The sequence below is a fragment of the Rhizobium freirei PRF 81 genome (genome assembly GCF_000359745.1).
Lineage (GTDB): Bacteria > Pseudomonadota > Alphaproteobacteria > Rhizobiales > Rhizobiaceae > Rhizobium > Rhizobium freirei.
The window spans coordinates 1-19,932 of record NZ_AQHN01000013.1; the positions used below are offsets into that span (position 1 = coordinate 1).

The 19,932-nt window shown below is 60.3% G+C and carries 13 protein-coding genes; 9 read left to right on the forward strand and 4 right to left on the reverse strand.

The genetic code is table 11. The features are described 5' to 3' along the window. A partial coding sequence (locus tag RHSP_RS05625; RefSeq protein ID WP_037149882.1) for a dihydrodipicolinate synthase family protein occupies nt 1-608 on the forward strand: 608 nt, incomplete at its 5' end. A gap of 424 nt (nt 609-1,032) precedes the next feature. Continuing rightward, nucleotides 1,033-9,540 carry a glycoside hydrolase family 94 protein gene (locus tag RHSP_RS05630; RefSeq protein ID WP_004110397.1) on the forward strand — a complete coding sequence of 2,836 codons (8,508 nt, stop codon included), beginning with the start codon at nt 1,033-1,035 and terminating at the stop codon, nt 9,538-9,540. Between the two features lie 135 nt (nt 9,541-9,675). Here RHSP_RS05630 and RHSP_RS05635 read toward each other — a convergent pair whose 3' ends face one another. Both RHSP_RS05635 and RHSP_RS05640 read right to left on the reverse strand, forming a co-directional pair. Next, the gene (locus tag RHSP_RS05635) at nt 9,676-11,328 is read right to left on the reverse strand and encodes an alpha/beta hydrolase (protein WP_004110400.1); all 1,653 of its coding nucleotides are present in this window, start codon (nt 11,326-11,328) and stop codon (nt 9,676-9,678) included. A 132-nt stretch (nt 11,329-11,460) separates the two neighbouring features. Further along, nucleotides 11,461-11,919 carry a DUF1801 domain-containing protein gene (locus tag RHSP_RS05640; RefSeq protein ID WP_004110402.1) on the reverse strand — a complete coding sequence of 153 codons (459 nt, stop codon included), beginning with the start codon at nt 11,917-11,919 and terminating at the stop codon, nt 11,461-11,463. Between the two features lie 151 nt (nt 11,920-12,070). Here RHSP_RS05640 and greA point away from each other — a divergent pair, with 151 nt between their 5' ends. The 3 genes from greA (at nt 12,071) to RHSP_RS05655 (ending at nt 14,547) form a co-directional block, all read left to right on the forward strand. After that, a complete protein-coding gene (gene greA, locus RHSP_RS05645) occupies nt 12,071-12,553 on the forward strand; it encodes a transcription elongation factor GreA (RefSeq protein ID WP_004110405.1) in 483 nt (160 codons plus the stop codon). Nucleotides 12,554-12,837: 284 nt separating this feature from the next. Further along, nucleotides 12,838-13,938 (forward strand): porin, encoded by a 1,101-nt coding sequence (locus RHSP_RS05650; RefSeq protein WP_037149884.1) that lies wholly within the window; start codon nt 12,838-12,840, stop codon nt 13,936-13,938. 297 nt (nt 13,939-14,235) lie between these two features. Continuing rightward, nucleotides 14,236-14,547 (forward strand): hypothetical protein, encoded by a 312-nt coding sequence (locus RHSP_RS05655; RefSeq protein WP_004110418.1) that lies wholly within the window; start codon nt 14,236-14,238, stop codon nt 14,545-14,547. Between the two features lie 126 nt (nt 14,548-14,673). Here the strand turns inward: RHSP_RS05655 and RHSP_RS05660 are convergent, their stop codons facing one another. Continuing rightward, on the reverse strand, nt 14,674-15,465 hold the full coding sequence (locus RHSP_RS05660; protein WP_037149886.1) for a L,D-transpeptidase: 792 nt from the start codon (nt 15,463-15,465) through the stop codon (nt 14,674-14,676). A 326-nt stretch (nt 15,466-15,791) separates the two neighbouring features. On the opposite strand from RHSP_RS05660, the gene RHSP_RS05665 reads away from it, so the two are divergent. The 3 genes from RHSP_RS05665 to RHSP_RS35280 all read left to right on the forward strand — a co-directional run bounded on the left by RHSP_RS05665 (nt 15,792) and on the right by RHSP_RS35280 (nt 18,322). Then, nucleotides 15,792-16,466 (forward strand): response regulator transcription factor, encoded by a 675-nt coding sequence (locus tag RHSP_RS05665; RefSeq protein ID WP_037149889.1) that lies wholly within the window; start codon nt 15,792-15,794, stop codon nt 16,464-16,466. Next, nucleotides 16,463-17,920: a sensor histidine kinase gene (locus RHSP_RS05670; RefSeq protein ID WP_004110426.1), complete on the forward strand. Its 1,458-nt coding sequence runs from the start codon at nt 16,463-16,465 to the stop codon at nt 17,918-17,920. The genes RHSP_RS05665 and RHSP_RS05670 overlap by 4 nt, the downstream gene beginning before the upstream one ends. Before the next feature lie 240 nt (nt 17,921-18,160). After that, complete coding sequence (locus RHSP_RS35280; protein ID WP_200863242.1) at nt 18,161-18,322, forward strand: hypothetical protein; 162 nt, start codon at nt 18,161-18,163, stop codon at nt 18,320-18,322. Nucleotides 18,323-18,346: 24 nt separating this feature from the next. On the opposite strand, the gene RHSP_RS05675 is transcribed toward RHSP_RS35280, so the two are convergent. Beyond that, nucleotides 18,347-18,988: a transglutaminase-like cysteine peptidase gene (locus RHSP_RS05675; protein WP_051074045.1), complete on the reverse strand. Its 642-nt coding sequence runs from the start codon at nt 18,986-18,988 to the stop codon at nt 18,347-18,349. A 726-nt stretch (nt 18,989-19,714) separates the two neighbouring features. Between RHSP_RS05675 and RHSP_RS05680 the strand changes: the two genes are divergently transcribed. Continuing rightward, nucleotides 19,715-19,894 (forward strand): hypothetical protein, encoded by a 180-nt coding sequence (locus RHSP_RS05680; protein WP_037149892.1) that lies wholly within the window; start codon nt 19,715-19,717, stop codon nt 19,892-19,894. Nucleotides 19,895-19,932 lie beyond the last annotated feature (38 nt).

The following is a 19,932-nucleotide window of genomic DNA, read 5'->3' on the forward strand; positions in this document are numbered from 1 at the left end:
AACATTTCAAGGCGATCCTGTCGGCGGCCCCCGATCTTCCGGCCGTGATCTACAACAGCCCCTATTACGGCTTTGCCACCCGCGCCGACCTATTCTTCGCGCTGAGGGCCGAGCATGGCAATCTCGTCGGCTTCAAGGAGTTCGGCGGTGCGGCCGACATGCGCTATGCGGCCGAGAACATCACCAGCCGCGACGACGAGGTCTCGCTGATGATCGGCGTCGACACGGCGGTGTTCCACGGCTTCGTCAATTGCGGTGCGACGGGCGCGATCACCGGCATCGGCAACGTGCTGCCGAAGGAAGTCATCCATCTGTGCAAGCTTGCCCAGGCGGCGGCTGCGGGCGACGCCGATGCGCGTCAGCGGGCGCTGGAGCTGGAGCAGGCGCTGGCGGTGCTGTCGTCCTTCGACGAGGGTCCGGATCTGGTGCTCTACTTCAAGCACATGATGGTGCTAAAGGGCGATGCGGAATATACGCTGCATTTCAATGCGAGCGATGTGCTGTCGGAGAGCCAGCGCGGCTATGTCGAGGCGCAGTTCAAGCTGTTCAACGGCTGGTATGCGCAGTGGAGCAAGCTGCCCGGCGCCGTGCAGACGTACAGGGCCTGAGCCTGAGCCGGTTTCCCAATCGTCAGGCTCCAGAGCCTGCCGATGACATGAGATGCAATTGCAAAAGGCCCCTTCCGGGGCCTTTTCCATGTCTGTGCCAGGATCGGACCGCAAGAGTGCCGGCATGCTACGCGCGCCAGTGGTTGAGAGTACGGCCTGTGAAGCGGTGCCCGGCAGGCCGCAGCAGCCAACTCCTCATTCCTGCTGTTAAATAAATATCTTGATTAATCGCTCGTTCATTTTGCAGCCGCTATTGAGAAGCGTTAACTGTTTCCAACATCTCATGTCTGAACTTAGCTATTTCCCTTCAAACCCCATGAAGAACCCGAACACGAAACGCTAGCTCCCAACTGCGCACCTTGTTTGGTTAGAATACACGGTCGGATATGATCTCGATAATGATCTCAATAGAAGAGCAGATGCTATGGTGCCTCAAAATCTAGCGGGCGGTTCGACCGCACAGGCCAAATCGCCTCACACGGATCTCGACTTCGGAATCCGCTCTACTCTTTTATCCAACGATCAGCTGCGGGCGAAGGCAACGCAGTTTGCCGAGAGCCGGCAGCTTGATGTCACGAGCTTCGAAAATTTCGATTTCTTCCAAAGACATCGCGAAAACGAGAGCGAGATCCTGCGGGTCTACAAATCCGCAGCGGCAGATGTCGATGCGGGCGAAAGCATCACGCCGGCGACCGAATGGCTGCTCGACAACCATTACATCGTCGAGGAAGCCATTCAGGAAGTCCGCCGCGACTTCCCGAAGAAATTCTATCGCGAGCTGCGCACCATCAAGCTCGATGGCATCGACATTCCGCGCACCCTGGCGCTTGCCTGGCTCTACATGGCCCATGCGCACAGCAATATCAGCAATGCCGGCATGGCGGCCGTGACCGAGGGCTTCCAGGACAGGCAGACCCTGCATATCGGCGAGCTTTGGGCGCTGCCGTCGCTCGTTCGCTACGTGCTGATCGACAATCTCAGGCGCGTCGCGACGCGGATCGACAAGAGCCGAGAGATGCGCGGCATCGCCAACGATGCGGCCAATAAGGCAATTGCGCTCGGTGACGCCAAATCCGTCGAATTCCTTGAGACATTGGCTGCGAATCTTGGCGATTCGACCTTCGTTACCCAGCTGCATTACCGCCTGCGCAACGCCCTTGAGCCGACAGAGGCCGCGCTCGGCTGGCTGGAAGCAAAACTTGCCGCCAACGGTGCCGACGCCGAAACCGTCATGTCGGTCGAGCAGGGCCGGCTTGCGGCTGCCAATACGCTGATGGGCAGCATCATCAAGAGCCTCAGGGAAATCAACGATACCGATTGGTCGACCTGGGTCGAAGAGGTCAGCAAGATCGACAAGCTTCTGTGGAAGCAGACCGATTATGCCGAACTCGACTCCGGCTCGCGCAATTCCTATCGCCGCCAGATCGAAAAGCTCGCAAAGCGCAGCGAGAAGACGGAACTCGATATCGCCGAGGCAGCGATCAAGCTTGCCGAACGCGCAAGCGCCAGTGGCAAGGATGCTCCGGCTGCCGCCACCAATGTCGGCTATTTCCTGGTTGGCGCAGGACGCCCCGCGCTCGAGGCGGAGATCGGCTTCCGCAAGCCGCTTGGCGTGCGGTTCATGCGGGCGATCCGCCGGTTGAACTGGCTCGCGATCGCCGTACCTGTGCTCACCCTCACGCTGCTGGCGCTGATCGCCGTCGGCGCTGTTTTCGTCAGCACGGGCATCCCTCTTTTTGCGACGATCGTTCTTTTGCTGGCATTCGCGCTTCCGGCCTCGGAAGGCGCGACAGGCCTCTTTAACTTTTTCGCCACATTCTTCATCGCCCCCGATCGCCTGATCGGTTACGAATTCAAGAAGGGTCTGCCGGCAGAGGCGCGCACGCTGGTCACCATTCCGAGCCTCATCGGCAAGCGCGAGCATGTGGATGAACTGCTTCGCAATCTCGAAGTTCATTATCTCGCCAATCCCCGCGGTGAGATCTACTACGCCCTGCTCAGCGACTGGCCCGACAGCCAGGAAGAACAGAACGCCCGCGATCTCGAAGTTCTCGACTACGCACGTCGCCAGATGGCCAATCTGGATGCGCGCTATGCCGAGAACGGCAAGCAGCGCTTCTACCTCCTGCACCGCCGCCGCCTCTACAATGAGGCCGAAGGCGCCTGGATGGGCTGGGAGCGCAAGCGCGGCAAGCTGCATGAATTGAACATGCTGCTGCGCGGCGATCCGAATACGACCTTCCTTCCCGGCGCCGATACCGTGCCGCAGGACGTGAAGTACGTCATGACCTTGGACAGCGATACGCGCATCATTCGCGACACGGTGACGAAGCTCGTCGGCAAGCTGCATCATCCGATCAACCGCCCGGTTTTCGATGCCAAGAGCCAGCGCGTCGTCGATGGTTACAGCGTGCTACAGCCGCGCGTGACGCCGTCGCTGACGACGGGCAAGGATGCCTCGGCCTTCCAGCGCATCTTCTCGGTCAATCGCGGCCTCGACCCTTACGTCTTCGCCGTCTCCGACGTCTATCAGGATATCACGGGCGAAGGCACCTTTACGGGTAAGGGCCTCTATCACGTCGACGCCTTCGAAGCCTCGCTCAAGGGCAGGATCGCGGAAAACTCGGTGCTGAGCCATGACTTGCTCGAAGGCTCGATGGCGCGCTGCGCCCTGGTGACCGACTGCGAACTCGTCGAGGATTTCCCGATCCGCTACGAAGTGGAAGTCTCGCGCCAGCATCGCTGGGCTCGCGGCGACTGGCAATTGCTTCCCTATATCTTCAATCCGAAGCGTGGCGTCACTGCGCTCGGCCGCTGGAAGATGGCCGACAATCTGCGCCGTTCACTGACGCCGATCGCCTGGTTCCTGGCGTCTGCGCTCGGCTGGTACTGGATGAGCCCGCTCGGTGCGCTCCTCTGGCAGATCGTGCTGATCTTCAGCCTGTTCGTGGCGCCGACGCTGTCTTTGATCAACGGCATCATTCCCCGCACGAGCGACATCATCCTGGGCGCGCATCTGCATATGGTCTGGACCGACATCCAGAATGCCAATGCCCAGGTCGCGTTGCGTGTCGTCTTCATTGCCGACAGCGCATGCGTCATGGCCGATGCCATCCTCCGCTCGCTCTATCGTCTCTTCGTCAGCCACAAGCTGATGCTGCAATGGCGCACCGCCGCAAGCGCCCAGGCCGCGGCGCAGACCACCATCCTTGGTCACTACAAGGTCATGTGGCGCGCTCCCGTGCTTGCGGTTCTCGCGCTGCTCTTCGCCCTGTATTCCGGCGACAACGCCTATCTGGTCGGCGTTCCCTTCATCATTCTCTGGGTACTGTCACCCATGATCGCCTGGATAGTCAGCCAGACGGCGGAGACCGAAGACCGGCTGGTCGTTCCCGACAAGGTCAGAAGCGAGCTTCGCAAGATTGCACGCCGGACCTGGCGCTACTTCGACAATTTCGTCGTGCCCGGCCAGCATTACCTGCCGCCCGATAACGTCCAGCAGACGCCGCATGCCGTCGTGGCCATGCGCACCTCGCCGACCAATATCGGCGTCTACCTTCTGTCGGTGATTTCGGCGCGTCAATTCGGTTGGATCTCGTTCGAGGAAGCGGTCAGGCGCATCGAACAGACGATCGACACCACCGAGAAGCTCGAAAAATATCGCGGCCACCTGTTCAACTGGTATCACACCGACACGCTGAAGCCGCTCGGCCGCAAATATGTCTCGTCGGTGGATAGCGGCAACCTGGCCGGCCATCTGATTGCCGTCGGCTCTGCCTGCCGTGGCTGGGCACAGGCACCTACCGCCCAGATTCACGGCAGTCTCGATGGGATCGGTGACATCGTCGGCATTCTTCGCGAGGTCCTTGCCGAGCTTGCGGATGACAACAAGACGAGCCGCGACCTTCGGGATCGCGTCGATGAGCGGATTGCAACCTTCGAAAACACGCTCGCCGCAGCCAAGCAGAAGAAGGAATTCACTCTTGCCGCCGTCGAGCGGCTGGTGGAGGACGCCCGCGAAATCGGCAAGCTTGCCGGCAATCTCGACCAGGAGGTCAAGACCGCGCGGAGCGAGGAAGTCGTCTACTGGGCCGGCAGGCTTGTGGCAACCTGCGAGCTTCATCTGGTCGATAACGCGCTCGATCAGGCGAAGATCGATGCCATCTCCGAAAGGCTGATCGCCGTCGGCGGTCGCGCCCGGAATATCGCCTTCGCGATGGACTTCAGCTTCCTCTTCCGCCCGGAGCGTCGCCTGCTGTCGATCGGTTTCCGCGTCGAGACCGAAGAGGTCGATGCCGCCTGCTATGACCTGCTGGCATCGGAAGCGCGCCTCACCAGCCTCTTTGCAGTCGCGAAGGGCGATCTGCCGACCGAGCACTGGTACAAGCTCGGACGCCATGTCGTTCCTGTGGGACCCCGCGGTGCGCTGGTCTCCTGGTCGGGCTCGATGTTCGAATATCTCATGCCGCCGCTCGTCATGCAGGAGCGTCAGGGCGGCATCCTCAATCAGACCAACAATCTGATCGTCCAGGAACAGATGAATTATGCCAAGCACCTTGGTGTTGGCATCCCCTGGGGCATCTCGGAAGCGGCCTTCAATGCCCGCGACCACCAGATGAACTATCAGTACAGCAATTTCGGCGTGCCGACGCTCGGCCTGAAGCGCGGCCTTGGCCAGAATGCCGTCATTGCGCCCTACGCTTCGCTGCTCGCCAGCCAGTACAATCCGGTGGCAGCACTCGAGAACCTCGAAAAGCTCAGGGCGGTCGGCGCACTCGGTATGTACGGCTTCCACGATGCCGTCGATTTTACGCCGAGCCGTGTGCCCGAAGGCAAGAAGTGCGCGGTCGTCTATAACTACTATGCCCACCACCATGGCATGTCGATCGCAGCCGTCGCCAACGTCGCTTTCGACGGGCTGCTGCGCGAACTCTTCCACGCCGATCCGGTGATCGAGGCGGCCGAACTGCTGCTGCAGGAAAAGGCGCCGCGCGACATTCCGGTCATGGCGTCCAAGCACGAGACCGATGCTCCGGCAACTATCCAGGGCGACCTGATGCGCCCCGAAGTGCGTCGCGTCGAGGATCCGGCATCGCGCGAGCGGGAGTTGTCGCTGCTGTCCAACGGCCGCTATTCGACGATGCTGACGGCGACCGGCGCGGGCTATACGCGCTGGAACAACCTGTCCATCAACCGTTGGCGCGCCGATCCGACCGAAGACCGCTGGGGTTCCTTCGTCTTCCTGCGCGACACGGCATCGCATGAATGGTGGTCCGCCACCGCCGAGCCGCGCTCCATCGCCAACGAGCATGTTCGCGTCACCTTCAGCGACGACAAGGCTGAGTTCGTCAAGACTGTCGGCGAACTCACCAGCGAAATGGAAGTCTTCATCGCGAGCGATCACGACGCGGAAGGCCGCCGTCTGACGATCACCAACTCCGGCACGGAAGACCGAGTGATCGAAGTCACCTCCTATATGGAGCCGGTTGCCACGCTCGATATCGTCGATACCGGCCATCCTGTCTTCGCCCGCATGTTCGTGCATACCGAGATTGCCAGCCGTGGCGACGCCATTTTCGTCGAGCGCCGCAAGCGCGGCGTCACTGATCCGGAAGTTGCGATCGCGCAGCTTGTCGTCGACGGCAGCGGCGGCGACGGCCCAACCCAGTTCGAAACCGACCGCATGCGGTTCCTCGGAAGAGGTCGCACCTTGACGGAAGCTGCAGCCTTTGACGAAGGTGCTACGCTCTCGGGCACGGACGGCTTCACCATGGATGCCTGCGTCTCGCTGCGCCGTATCGTGCGCATTCCGGCTGGCAAGAAGATCAGCCTGGTCTTCTGGACCATGGCGGCAAGAACCCGGGCAGAGCTCGAGACGGCGGTGGAGCACTATCGCCAGCCCGACAGCTTTGCTCAAGGCCTCGTTCAGGCCTGGACGCGAACCCAGAAGCAGCTGCGCCAGATCGGCGTCAATTCGAAGGAAGCGGCAGCCTATCAGCGCTTTGCGCGCTATATCGTCTACCCCGAGATGTCGCTGCGCGCGGACAAGCAGACGGTTCGCGACGGCTTGCGGTCCCAGTCGGTTCTTTGGGGAGCGACGCTCTCCGGCGACGCGCCGATCATGACCCTGCGCATCACCGACGAGCTCGGCACTGATCTCGTCAAGGAACTGCTGCGTGCGCAGGGCTTCCTGCAATCGCGCGGCGTCGAGGTCGATCTCGTGATCTTCAACGAGCGCTCCGGCGAGGACGCCTCTGAGATGCAGCGCACGATCGACCAGCTTTGCGATGGCGCGCGCCATGCAAGCGAGGCGGCCGGCATTCAGCGCAACATCTATGTGATCCGCAAGGATATGACGACTCCGGAAGTCTATGATGCGATCATCGCGGCCTCGCGCATCGTGCTGCGTGGCCGGGACGGCAGCCTGAACGATCAGCTGGAACGGGCCCGCTCCGTCGCAGGCTCGCCGGCGTTGCTTGGCCAGTGGGGCGATTCCACGCTCGTGCCGACAATGACGCGCAGCAAGGTCGCGCCGACGAACGGCGACGGCAGCGATCTGACGTTCTGGAACGGCTATGGCGGTTTTGCAGCCGATGGCAGCGAATATGTCGTGCGTCTTTCGGGCGGAGAACAGACGCCGCATCCGTGGGTCAACATCATGGCCAATGAGAGCTTCGGTTTCCATGTCTCGGCCGAAGGTGCGGCCTTCACCTGGAGCCAGAACTCCCGTGACCATCAGCTGACGCCCTGGACCAACGACATGGTCACCAACAGGCCCGGCGAAGCCTTCTATTTGAAGGATCTCGATCGCGGTTCGATCATCGTTCCCTATGCTGCCCTGGCGCAGACTTCGGATACGAACTTCGAGGTTCGCCACGGCCTGGGTTATTCGGTCTTCTCCACGACCCAGGACGAGATCGCGCTGGAAGTCACCCAGACGCTCCATATGGAAAAGCCGGTCAAGCTGACGCAGCTGCGCATTCGCAACACCGCAAGCGAGGCACGCAAGCTTCGCCTCTACGGCTACGCCGAATGGATTCTCGGCAACAATCCGACCAAGAGCAAACCATACATCGTCTCCGAATTCGATCGGGAGAGCGGTGTGATCTTCGCGAACAACCCGTTCAGCGTCGATTTTGGCGGGCGCGTGGCGTCGTTTGCGGCGAGCGAAAAGCCCTCGAGCGTCTCCGGCAGCCGCCGCGAGTTCATCGGCCGCCATGGAACGATCCAGCAGCCTCGCAAGGTTTCGGCAGGTTCGCGCCTGTCCGACGTGATCGAACTCGATGGCGATCCGGCAGCGGCCATGGCCTTCGATCTGACGATCGAGCCGGGCGAGGAGCGCGCCATCTGCTTCTATATGGGCGATGCCGGCTCGCGCGAGGAATCGGCAGCGCTCATGGCCGAAATCCGTTCCGTCAGCTTCGAGGAAGTGCTCGGCAAGACCAAGAGCTACTGGACGACGTTTACGGGCAAGGCACGCGTTTCGACCCCCGATCAGCGCTTCGACTTCATGGTCAACAACTGGCTGCCCTATCAGACGCTCAGCTGCCGCATCATGGCGCGCACCGCCTTCTATCAGTCGAGCGGCGCGTGGGGTCTGCGCGATCAGCTGCAGGATTCGCTCGCCTTCCTGCTACATTCGCCTGACATCGCCCGCAGGCAAATCCTCAATACCGGCCGTCGCCAGTTTGCCAAGGGCGATTTCCAGCACTGGTGGCTGGCCGACAGCGGCGCCGGCGTCAGAACGAATATTTCGGACGATCCGGTCTGGCTCGCCTATGCGGTCGACCAATATTGCACGGCGACGGGCGACACGGCGATCTTCGACGAGATGCTGCCCTTCGTCGAAGGGGCTGAGCTTAGCCCGGGCCAGTATGACGCGTTCCTCGTGCCGCGGGTCTCCGCCGAGAACGCATCGCTCTATGAGCATGCTGCCCTTGGCCTCGACCTGGCAATCAAGCGCATCGGCGTAAAGGGCCTGCCGCTGATGATGAGCGGCGACTGGTGCGACAAGATGGACCGCGTCGGCATCGATGGCCGCGGCGAAAGCGTCTGGCTCGGCTGGTTCCTGGCGGGCGCCCTGCGTCGGTTCATCGGTTATGCCGAGACGCGTGGCGATACGCAGCGTGTCAGCCGCTGGTCGGAACATCTGACCAAGCTGAAGGAAGCGCTCGAAACCGCCGGCTGGGATGGCGATTACTATCGTCGCGGCTATTTCGACAATGGCGCGCCGCTCGGCTCCAGCCAGTCCGATCAGGCAAAGATCGACTCCATCGCCCAGTCGTGGAGTGTTCTGTCGGGCGAGGGCAATCCGGAGCGCAGCGAGATGGCGATGAACGCCGTCCTCGAAAAGCTCGCGGACAAGGAAGGCGGGTTCATCCGCTTGCTGACACCGCCCTTCACCAACCCGGCCAACGATCCAGGTGCCATCAAGGCCTATCCTCCGGGCGTTCGCGAAAATGGCGGGCAGTATACGCACGCCGCCGTGTGGACCACGCTCGCCTTTGCGCGCATGGGCCGCTCGGAAGATGCTTGGCGTTGCTTCGAAATGCTCAACCCGATCAATCATTCGCTCGATAAGTCTGCGGCGGATGTCTACCGGGTCGAGCCCTATGTGATTGCCGGCGACGTCTATGGCGAAGGCGCCCTCAAAGGTCGCGGCGGCTGGAGCTGGTACACCGGCTCGGGCGGCTGGCTCTATCGTACGGCGATCGAGGGCATCCTTGGCGTGCGCGTCGAGAACGGTCATCTCCATGTGAAGCCGGCGCTGCCGGCAAAGTGGGACAAGTTCTCGGCGGATCTCGATTTGCCAAGCGGCAAATACCAGGTGTCGGTTTCTAAGGACGCCGCGGGAGGCCAATATTCGGTGACGGTCAATGGCGTCGCCATCGATCATCTCAACGAGGGGTATCGGCTTAGGGTCGCGCACTAGCAAATGCATTTGGCAAAAGGCCGCCCGGTGAAAACCGGGCGGCCTTTTGCCGTTGAACACCGGCAATCCGGCAGCGCATAGCCACCGTGCGGCGGCGCAATCGATCGCGCCGCCGGTCTTTTCTTCGCTCACGTTTTAGAGCGCCATGCCAAAGCGCGAGGCGAAAAGCGATTTCAGCCGCGTGACATCCTGCGGCGCAATCGAGGCGTCGGTCAGGGATATCCAGCTATCGATATAGTGCTGCGGCGCGTATATGTGCCCATAGCCGACCGGCGATGTCGTGGCGATCATCATGTCGAAGAGGAGCTGCAACATCGTCACCACGGGTATCCAGGTGAGCTGAGGCGAAACATCCGGCCCGCGTGGCGCTTTCATCCATTCCGGCTCGCGAAAGGCGGATGCGGCATCGAAGAAGACGACCGGATCGCTCGCATATTGCAGATAGACGACCCGAAGAGGTCCCCAGAGCGCCGCGTATTGGTCGGGCGCATGCTCCTGGTTCGCAAATCTGATGACGGACCCGTCGCGAAACTTCGGCAGCCATTCAGGGGTGCCTTGAGCGCGCGTTGCCGTGGCCGCTTTCCATCTGGCGCTCCGGAAGGGAGGCCCACTCCATAGAGCACCGTTCACGGGATCGCCGATGACATTGTAGATATCGAGGGAGAGCTGCGAATTCAGCGCTCCGAGGCTCAACCCATGCAGATAGAGCTTCGGGCGTTTATCACGCGGGAGCTTGGACCAATAGCCGTAGACGGCATCGAAGAGGTCGACCGCCGTTTCCTCGCCTTGCTCCGGTTCGAACAGAAGCGACATCCAGCTCGCCAGATAGGAATATTGCACAGCGACACTGGCGACATCCCCATGCTGGAGATATTCGAGCGTATCCATGGCGGCGGGATCTACCCAGCCCGTCCCGGTCGGGACGACTATCACCAGAAGCGAGCGATCGAAAGCGCCCTGCCGGATCAGCTCTTTCAAGGCGAGCGCCGCGCGCTCCTTGCTCGTTTCGGCATTGTTCAATCCGACATAGACGCGAAGCGGCTCCTGCGCCTTTCTATTCCAGAAGCCTGAAATCTCGCTTGCAGCCGGGCCGGATGCAATGAAGTGCCGTCCCTGCCGCCCAAGGCCCTGCCATGTAACGAGCGAGGCGGCGCTCCCGGTTTTCGCCGCATCCCGCGGGCTCGGCTGGTCATCCCCGATCAATGCATCAGCCTGCCGGAAGGAGGCGTCGGCTGCGTCGAGCGCAAGGCGAAGCAATATGCCTTGGCCGATTGACCAGAACAGCGCCACGGCCAGCAAGGCACCCACGACCTTCGAGAGCCGGCTTGGCACGATCCGCGAAAGCCATGTCGAAAACACCAGGCAGGCCAGCCGAAACAGGCGCCCGACGATAAAGACCGCCAGAAAGGTTCCGGCCGCCACCGCGGCTAGCCAATAGGGCTCTGCGGTAGCAATCGGCGGCATCTTCCATAAAAGACGGATCGAGTTCTGCCAGAAGGTGGCGTGCCAAAGCGCCGCCAGGCAAAGAAGCAGACAGGCGAGACCGATCGACCATCGCGCCAGTTTTAACGACTTATCTGGAGCCGGCAGTTGGAGATAGAACCAAAGCCATGTCAGAGCCGTGCCAATCATATAGCCAACGCCCGCGCTGACGCCGGAGAGCGCGCCCTGGACGAGATAGGAGCGCGGCATGAGGCTGGGTGTCAGCGAAGCCGCGAAGAAGATCAGCCCCATGACCATGCCCAGAAGCGAAAGCGAGTGGAACATCTCCTTGTCGAGACGACGCATGGCGAACCTTTTGCACGGCGTTAGAAATGCAGGCAGACAGGCCCGCGGGATGATTGCAATTTCAGGCGGATGCTACGCAATCGTGCCGGGAATGCCAAGAAATGTCCGTAACGGCGTCCCGGCTGCTGGCCGCTACATCCGCTCGCCGGGCAATTGGCTCGCCTGCCTCACCCAATCGGCAAGCTGTATCTCGTTGATCGGATCGCCCTCGTGAATGTTGAGATAGCGTGTCTGCCCGCTTTTGGACTCGCCCGGTGGAACAGGTTGAAGCGACACGCCGCGGAAGAAGGCGACCTTCACATATTTCGCGAAGCAATGAATCCCGAGAAACCAACCGTCGCCCCCGATGCCATAGAGCGGCGAATTCCATTTGACCGCCTTGCGTACATCCGGAACGGTTTCGACGATGAGTGCGTCGATGCGGCGGCCGACCTCGCTTTTCCAGCCGGGCATGGCAGCGATGTAAGCCTGCACCGGTTCGTCGCCGTAGCCTTTGGCGATCTGCGGATTGCCGCCTGAAAGCAGTTTCGGTTCCGATGCGGCCCGTTGGGGCTCGGTCTCCATCACTGACTTGGATGTTTTCTTCGCCATAGCTTTTCTCCGCAGCTGCCGTCGGGTCTGTGGTATAGCAGTGATTTGGTATTCGATCCTCGTTGTTCCAGAGAGGCCATGCGCCTCGCTTGCTTATGAGGCACATATCCATCCGCGATCAAAGCGTAGCGCGTCCAAATGGAGTTTGAAATTGAGCACAGCCTTCATGAAGGAAGAAAGCGCCGAAACGGCTGCGGAAACCCTGCTGCCGGACCGGGCTATCTCACCGCATCCGAACCTTGTGACCGAGGCTGGATTGAAGGCGCTGGAGCGGCAGCTCCTGCAGGCGCGCGAGGCCTATGAGGCGACGAGCGGCATCGACGATGTCAATGAGCGCCGGCGACAGGCTGCCATTCCCTTGCGCGATGTCCGCTACCTCGTCGAAAGGGTCCGAACTGCCGAAGTCATGCCGGCCCCGGCTTCAACGGATATTGTCGCCTTCGGTAGCACGGTGACCTATAGTCGCGAAGACGGACGCGTTCAAAAATATCGTATCGTGGGCGAGGACGAGGCCGACCCCAAGGCCGGGTCGATTTCCTACGTCTCTCCCGTGGCAAGGCTCTTGATGGGCAAGGCGGCGGGCGATCTCGTCACCCTGGGCAATGAAGAGCTGGAGATCACCGCGATCGAATAGGGCCTTCGTCGCGGAATATTGCGGCCACTGGACCCGCGACTTGGTCGTCAACGGGCAACCGAAGACTTTGCTGCCGATGGAGATTTGCGCTGTTTCAGCAACACAACATGTGTACGCGCCGTCACATTCCGTCACATTTCATTAGCTGCTTGTAAAAGGCCTGTCCCGAAAGCATCGTGCCGTTGGGAGGCGGAGCGTCATGCTTCGAGATTGGCACCGAACTTGATGTCGAGCGGCCCCCAGGTTTGTTCATCGCGCAAGTTCACTTGACGAATGGAGTTACCATGGACATCAAAAGCTTGCTTATAGGCTCCGCTGCTGCGTTCAGCGTCGTATCCGGCGCCCACGCAGCCGACGCTATCGTGGCCGCCGAGCCGGAACCGTTGGAATATGTCCGCATTTGCGATGCTTTCGGCGCCGGCTACTTCTTCATTCCCGGCACAGAGACCTGCCTCAGAGTGGGCGGCAAGGTGCGCACTGAAGGGCAGTGGAAGGACCCTTATAATCGAAGCAGCAGCTTTGGCACAAAGTGGCATACCCGCGCCGAGCTGAACCTCAACACCGCGACCGATACCGAATACGGTCCGCTGAAGACCGAGACCATCGTTCGCTGGGATTGGAACGACGGCAACGCCACCGGCACCAACCTCCTGTGGGCCTACATCACTCTTGGCGGCTTCACCGTAGGTAAGACGGACTCGCAGTACAACCAGTTCATCGGCTATGCCGGCGATGTGATCCAGGACGACGTCATTTATGACGGTCCGTACGAACTCAATCAGTTGACGTATAACTACGACAGCGGCACCGGCTTTACCGGCGTCATTTCGCTCGAAGACAGCAATTCAGGAACCACAACCAGCGCTTATGGCGGCAGCTGGCAATTGTCGGAGTCGAACCATTATGCTCCGAACGTCGTCGCCGGTCTGGGCTACAAGGCTGGCGCTTGGCAGTTCCGCGTCGTTGGCGGCTATGACTCCATCGTCGAGGAGGGCGCCGTCAAGGCTCGTATCGACGCCGATTTCGGCGTGTTTTCCGCCTTCCTGATGGGGGGCTGGAACACGAATGGCGACAAGCTCAACCAGTATGCCGGATCGAACCAGAACGTCTCGGCCTGCACGACCTCTTCCGGTGTCGTTCATGGCGCAGATTGCGGCTGGGGTGATTGGGCCGTATGGGGCGGCGTCGGCGTGCCGATCAATGACAAGCTGAAGTGGAACGTCCAGCTCGCCTATACCGACTCCAAGATCTTCGAGGCGACGACGAACGTAAAGTTCAATCCGGTCAAGAACCTGCTGATCGAGCCGGAAGTGACCTACGTTCACTACGATCTTCCGGGTGACGATTCCTTCTCAGGCATCCTGCGTTTCGAACGGACTTTCTGATCCCATTCGATTTGGCTCAACCTTCACGTCGAGACTAGGCCCGGTATGTGCGCCGGGCCTTTTCTATTCCATCGGAAGCAATTGAAAATCCGGCTCGGCCCGCGCCCTGCAACGGATGGTGCGTGGCCCGAGGCAGTCTTCCGCTTGACCGCGTCGGGTGATGTATTCGTCAGCAATCGGCCACGGCTGCGCTTGCGGTCCAGCGAAAAGGAAGCCGGCTCACAGTCATAAATGTGATGCCAATGAAGGGATATGTCATCTTCCAGCGCCGTTCAGTGCCGAGGAAAGGAAGCCCTCATGAAGATGATCATCATACTTGCGGCAATCGGAATGATTTCCACAAATGCCACGGCCATGTCGGCCCATGATTCCAAGTCGATGACTTGCTCTGCCGTCCACGAAAAGATGTCACAGGAAGACTCGATAGTCCTGAGATACCCGTCGCATCATCCGGGCCTGATGATGTACTACCGAACCGTCTCGAATTCGATGTCGTGCCTCGGCCAGGGTGTTATGGCGAGCGCTAGCGTCCCGACGAGTGACGAGCCGAGCTGCAAGATCAAGACCTGCAGCTTCACCACCGGCAAGGGTCCCAACAAGAACCATTAAGTGGGCGAAGGAACACCTTTGCCGCTAGGCGTAAGGCTCTCCAAAGAGAATCCGCCGTTGCGACAACATGCGGGCAAGACAGGCGGCGGGTCGGCGATCGCCGGCTGTCCGATGGTTGGTAGATTCTCAGGCCGTAGTTCCGGGCAGGGGCGTCTGATAGACGACGATCCGGGCATGGTATGGAACCCGTTCGTAAAGGTCGATCGCATCCTGGTTGATCAGCCTGACGCAGCCGGAAGACGTTGCCTTGCCGATTGATTTCCAATCCGGCGTGCCGTGCAGGCGGTAGAGCGTGTCCTTGCCGTTTTGGAAAATGTAAAGCGCGCGGGCTCCGAGCGGATTTTTCAATCCCGGCGCCATGCCGCCATTGGCGACGGAGAATTTGGCAAGGCCCGGCTGGCGGGCAATCATATCAGACGGCGGCTTCCAGCGAGGCCAATGCTGACGCCAGTGGATGGTGCCTTCGCCCTTCCAGGCGAAGCCTTCGCGACCGATCCCCACACCGTAGCGTATCGCCTTGCCGCCTGGCTGTACCAGGTAGAGGAAGCGCGAAGCCGTGTCGACGACGACGGTGCCCGCAGGCTCGCCGGTGGGGTCCGTGACTTGCTGGCGATAATATTTCGGATCGATCTTCTGGTAGGGAATTGCAGGAATCGTGAAATCGCCATCCTGGAGCTGCGCATAACGGGCCGCGATTTCAGGGGAGGCTGCGGGAGCGGAGGCGACCCCGGGAGTGATTTCCGGCTCGACGGCGGGCTTGGGCGATGGAGTGGCCGGCAGCGGGGTCGGCGACTGCGCTTGCTCGTCGGGCGCTCCTTGCGTACCGGACACTGTGGAACAGCCGGCCAGCGTAGCCGAAGCGGCCAGCGAACCAAAAATGAAAGTTCGGCGCGATAAGGAAGATGGAATGCGGCTCATGAGGATTGCGATGGTGTTGTTAACGAATAAGGCGGGCGGGTGAATCTGTCGCCCGACCCGTAGATTTGATTTGTGGCTGGATTAGACCAACAAAAGGTGGAAAGGCAAGTCTTTAACAACTTTTAAGCAGTCTGACCAAATTGTGAACGTAGACTCGGCGTACCGCTCCTCGGTCTCGCCTCGAATGCCGGATCTTCATCCAAGCAATATCGCTCGAATCCCGCCTTGCGCTCTATGCGGGAAGTCCACATGTAATGTTTCGGCAATCTTTGGCATGTCAGTGGGGAAGGGGATGGCAGGGCGCTATCCTCCTTATGGAGAGGCCATTGCGGATCTTGCTACTTGAGGACGAACCAGAGATGGCTCAGGCTTTGCTCGAGGCGCTTAGGCGCCGCGATGTGCTTGCAGACCATGTCCGCACGATCGCCGATGCCGATGCCATGGCCCGTGTCGGCAGCTACGACGTTCTCGTGCTGGATCGCCGCCTGCCGGATGGCGAGGGTCTTGACCTCGTCGCAGCGCTTCGTCAACGCAAGCATGCCGTGCCGATTCTCGTCCTGACCGCGCTTGGCAGCGTCGATCATCGCGTCGACGGGCTGGACAGCGGTGCCGACGACTATCTTGCCAAGCCCTTCGCGATCGAGGAACTGCTTGCCCGGCTGCGGGCGCTCCAGAGGCGAGGTCCCATGCTCTCTGACAAATATCTGGATTTCGGAAATCTGAGCGTCGATCCCCGGAGCAATGAAATCTCCATTGCGGGATCGGTGATCGATTTTCCGCGCCGCGAGTATCTGGTGTTGGAGGCCCTGATGCGCCGTCCGAACCGTATCGTCACGAGGTCGAACCTGATCGAGGCCGTCTATGCCTTGGAGGACGAAATCGGATCGAATGCCCTGGACGCTCACATTTCGCGGATTCGAAAGAAGCTCGTTCTCGCCGGAGCCGCGGTCGAGATAAGAGCTGTGCGAAACATCGGCTATCTGATCCGGGCAAAGGTATGAAGGCAGAGCGCAGCCGATCGTTGCGATGGGGGCTGATAAAGCGCCTCATTACATTGCAGGCATTTCTCCTGGTTCTTTTTGTCTTTCTTCTCGTCGCCTGGATCTGGATCATCAATCCCGAGCTGGAGGATGCCAATGAACAGGCTGTCCGAGTCGTTGCGGAACATGTGGCGAGAGATGCCGAAGGCCGGCTGCAAGTGATCGGGGCACCGGAGGTCACGGAACTGAAGCATCGCTTTCCGGAGCTATGGTTCATCATCCGCGATGCCGATGGCTCCATCTTCCAATATGGAGAGGCACCGGCAGCTCCTCTCAAGGACGGTTTTCCCCGGACGATCGATCGAGCGAGGGTGGAGGTTGGCAACGGAACGCATGCCACCGTCGAAAACCGGGATACGCCGATTGGCAAGCTTCAATTCACGGTGGCGACCGAACGAGGGTTTCCCAATGAGGGTTTGAATGTGTGGATCAACATCCATGTCGATGTTGCGAAAGGTCCTGACGGGGAAACCCTCTGGCTCAACGCCCTGCCAGCCATGGTCTTCGTCATCTTCATTGCCGTCGTCCCGATGCTGGCGCTCACCGGTGTGGCGACCTTGCTTGTGACGCCGCGGGCGGTCGGTCGATCATTGAAGGGGCTCGTGGAAACGGCGACGAAGGCACAGACGATCGACTTCGAAACCCGTTCGGCCCGCCTCGACCGCTCGAAGGTGCCAAATGAGATCATCCCTCTTGTGGACGCGTTCAACCATGCTCTTTCCAAGCTGGATGAAGGATATAATCGACACAATCGTTTTCTCGCTGACGCCGCTCATGAGCTGAGGACGCCCATCGCAATCGCGAGAACTCGCGCCGATCTCCTCCCAGAGGCGGAGGTCAGTCAGCAGCTTCGGGGCGATATCGATCGTCTTTCGCGCGTGGCGCATCAGCTCCTGGAGATGCAGGCCATAGGCGTAGTCGAATTGCGAGCGGAACGGAGGGACCTGAATGTGCTGGTCGAGAACATCGTCGCCGATCTTGCCCCGATTGCGATGGATGTCGGCTACGATTTCGACTTCGAACCCAGCGCGGACGAGGCCGCCTTCGTTATCCAGCCGTCGACGATCGAAATGGCGGTGGTGAACCTCATTCGAAACGCCATCGATCATGGCGGTGGCAAGGGCGCGATCGTCGTCAAGGTCGGCGCCGCCGGTACGATCGATGTTTGCGACCAAGGTCCGGGCATACCGCCATCAGAGCGCGATCGCGTTTTCGAACCATTCCGCCGCATCAACACCAGCTCGTCCGGTGCCGGCCTGGGTTTGAACCTGGTCAAACGGGCCGCTGAAATTCACGGCGGAAGCGTGTCGTTCTCCGACACCAATCAGGGTTTCTGCGTGCGGCTGGAGATCAGATCGATCGCGCCGTCGGTGGTGGGCGACGCGGATCGGCGAGGCGGCAAGAGCCTAGGTTGACCGTCTTTGAACGGCTTCGACAGGCACATGTTTTGCCGAGGGCAGTTTGCTATGCGGGGCTAAAATGGGCCCTAATTTCCGCCTTCGGCCCCGCAATGGTTCGCTCCTGTCACAACAGGATTGCAATGTCCGAACGCTCATCGCCACGCTTGCCTAGGAGGGATCCAGCGGAGCCTACAATCCGGCGAGCTGATAGCGCCGGAAGACGGCAGCCGCCTGCCGGATAGCCGCTGGATCTCGATGCGCCTCAAGAATATCGGCGATCATATCGCCGGTTCGGGCGAAAACCCGACGCAATACGAACCGCCGGTCGAGGAGCGGCAGGGAATTGTCGTTGCTGCCGTTTTCTTCGGTGGCCAGGATCATATCAGGCCTGTGCTGGCGCGCATGCTGCACGGGTAGAGGCCGCAAAAGCGGCCTCTCCGCCTAGTTCACCACACTCGCCACGACGGTCGGCTTCTGGATGATGTCGACCCAACGGCCGGTGTCGTTGATCGCCTGTCGCTTGAGAAAGTGATACGGCGTCTGCGTCCAGTTTTTCACCTGGTCGCTCAGATTATCGAGAATGAAGTCGCCGCGATCGGTACGCACCGTGACGACGGCGTGGCCCTCGCCATCGGGAAGGCGCACGACGGTGATGAGCAGATTGGCAAGCGATATGCCCTTTTCCATTAGTTCGCGGCGCTTCTCGAGAGCGTAATGCTCGCAATTGCCCATGCCATCGTCGGGATAGTTCCAATATTGCACCACGCCGTAGTGATCGAAATCGCTGACGGGCTTGACCCATTTGTTGACCGAGGCATTGACCTCGACAATCTCGTCCCAGGTCTTTTGGGTGATCTTGACGGGGCGCCGGTCGCTCGGATGGATCGAGCATTCGTCTGGCCGCCGCTGGCAAAAATCATAATGTCCGATCGGCTGAGAGGTGATCGAACCTGTCGACATGACCGGGCTTGGAGCCGCCGAGGCGCCTGCCTCCCAGGCGATCACAGTGCTTGCGAAAATCAAGGCGGAGAGAATGCTCTTGCCAACGGAAAAGAGGCTGGCTGACCGTACGACGCAAAACATACAAAGGCCTTTGCCCAAAGGAACGGTGTTAACGAATTGTTAAGTTTTGCAGGCGGTGAAGTCAATTTGGCTCATTGCGGAGCGGCGCCAAATCTTAATAGATGGTTAACGGCAGGAGCGCTCCGGGCGCGATCGTTGAGGTCTTCGGCCATACGTCCGAGATGACCGGCCTTGCCTCGCTCCATCGATTATTGTCGCAGCCGATTCCTATCGGTGCCAAGCACGCCTGCGGATGGCGATAGATGCGGTTGTGGAGGCTGCCGTGCCTTAATTGGCCGAGGGGGTGAAAGAGGCAGTTGAGCACCGGACTGCTGGTCGCCGGGATGGAATGACCGGAACCGTTCGGCAAGATACGAGAGCATTCCTGTTTTTTCCTCGAAAAGCCAGGAAGCACGCCTCAGACCAACCGAAGGAGCCTTGAATTCAAGACCTTTCGAATTTCCTTATCGACAGCCAATCTCTTGCCGCAATCAGCGGGCAATAGCGCCGCCTCCAGCAGGTTAGGCCTGTGAGGAATGCAGGACCGGGCGCGGAAGCGTTCCAATTACGAGGAGCGAACCCCCTTTCGCGAGCCGGTCCTGTTGACCCGGACAAGATCGTTTTGTGGCAAGAGGACTGTCAGAAGCCCGATTAGCGGCGGAAACGCGCAAAGCTCGAACACGAAATCCATTTTTGCGCGTGCCGGCCTTCTGGACTCGGTCGCGCTGCCGGCCAAGGCAGCGGACAATGTCGTCACAATCTGTGGCGCCGACGGCCTCCATGACGGTACTTCGGGCGGTGGCCAGCGAGCATGTATCCGGCGTGCTCAGGAAACACGGTGCCTACTATATTATCGGCACGGTCGCCGATCTGCTGCCGGTCATCGATGAGATCGAACGCCGGCTCGTCGCCGGGGAGCGGCCCTGACTTTAAAGGTGCGTGGTCTTCGGATGTCACGCTGCCTG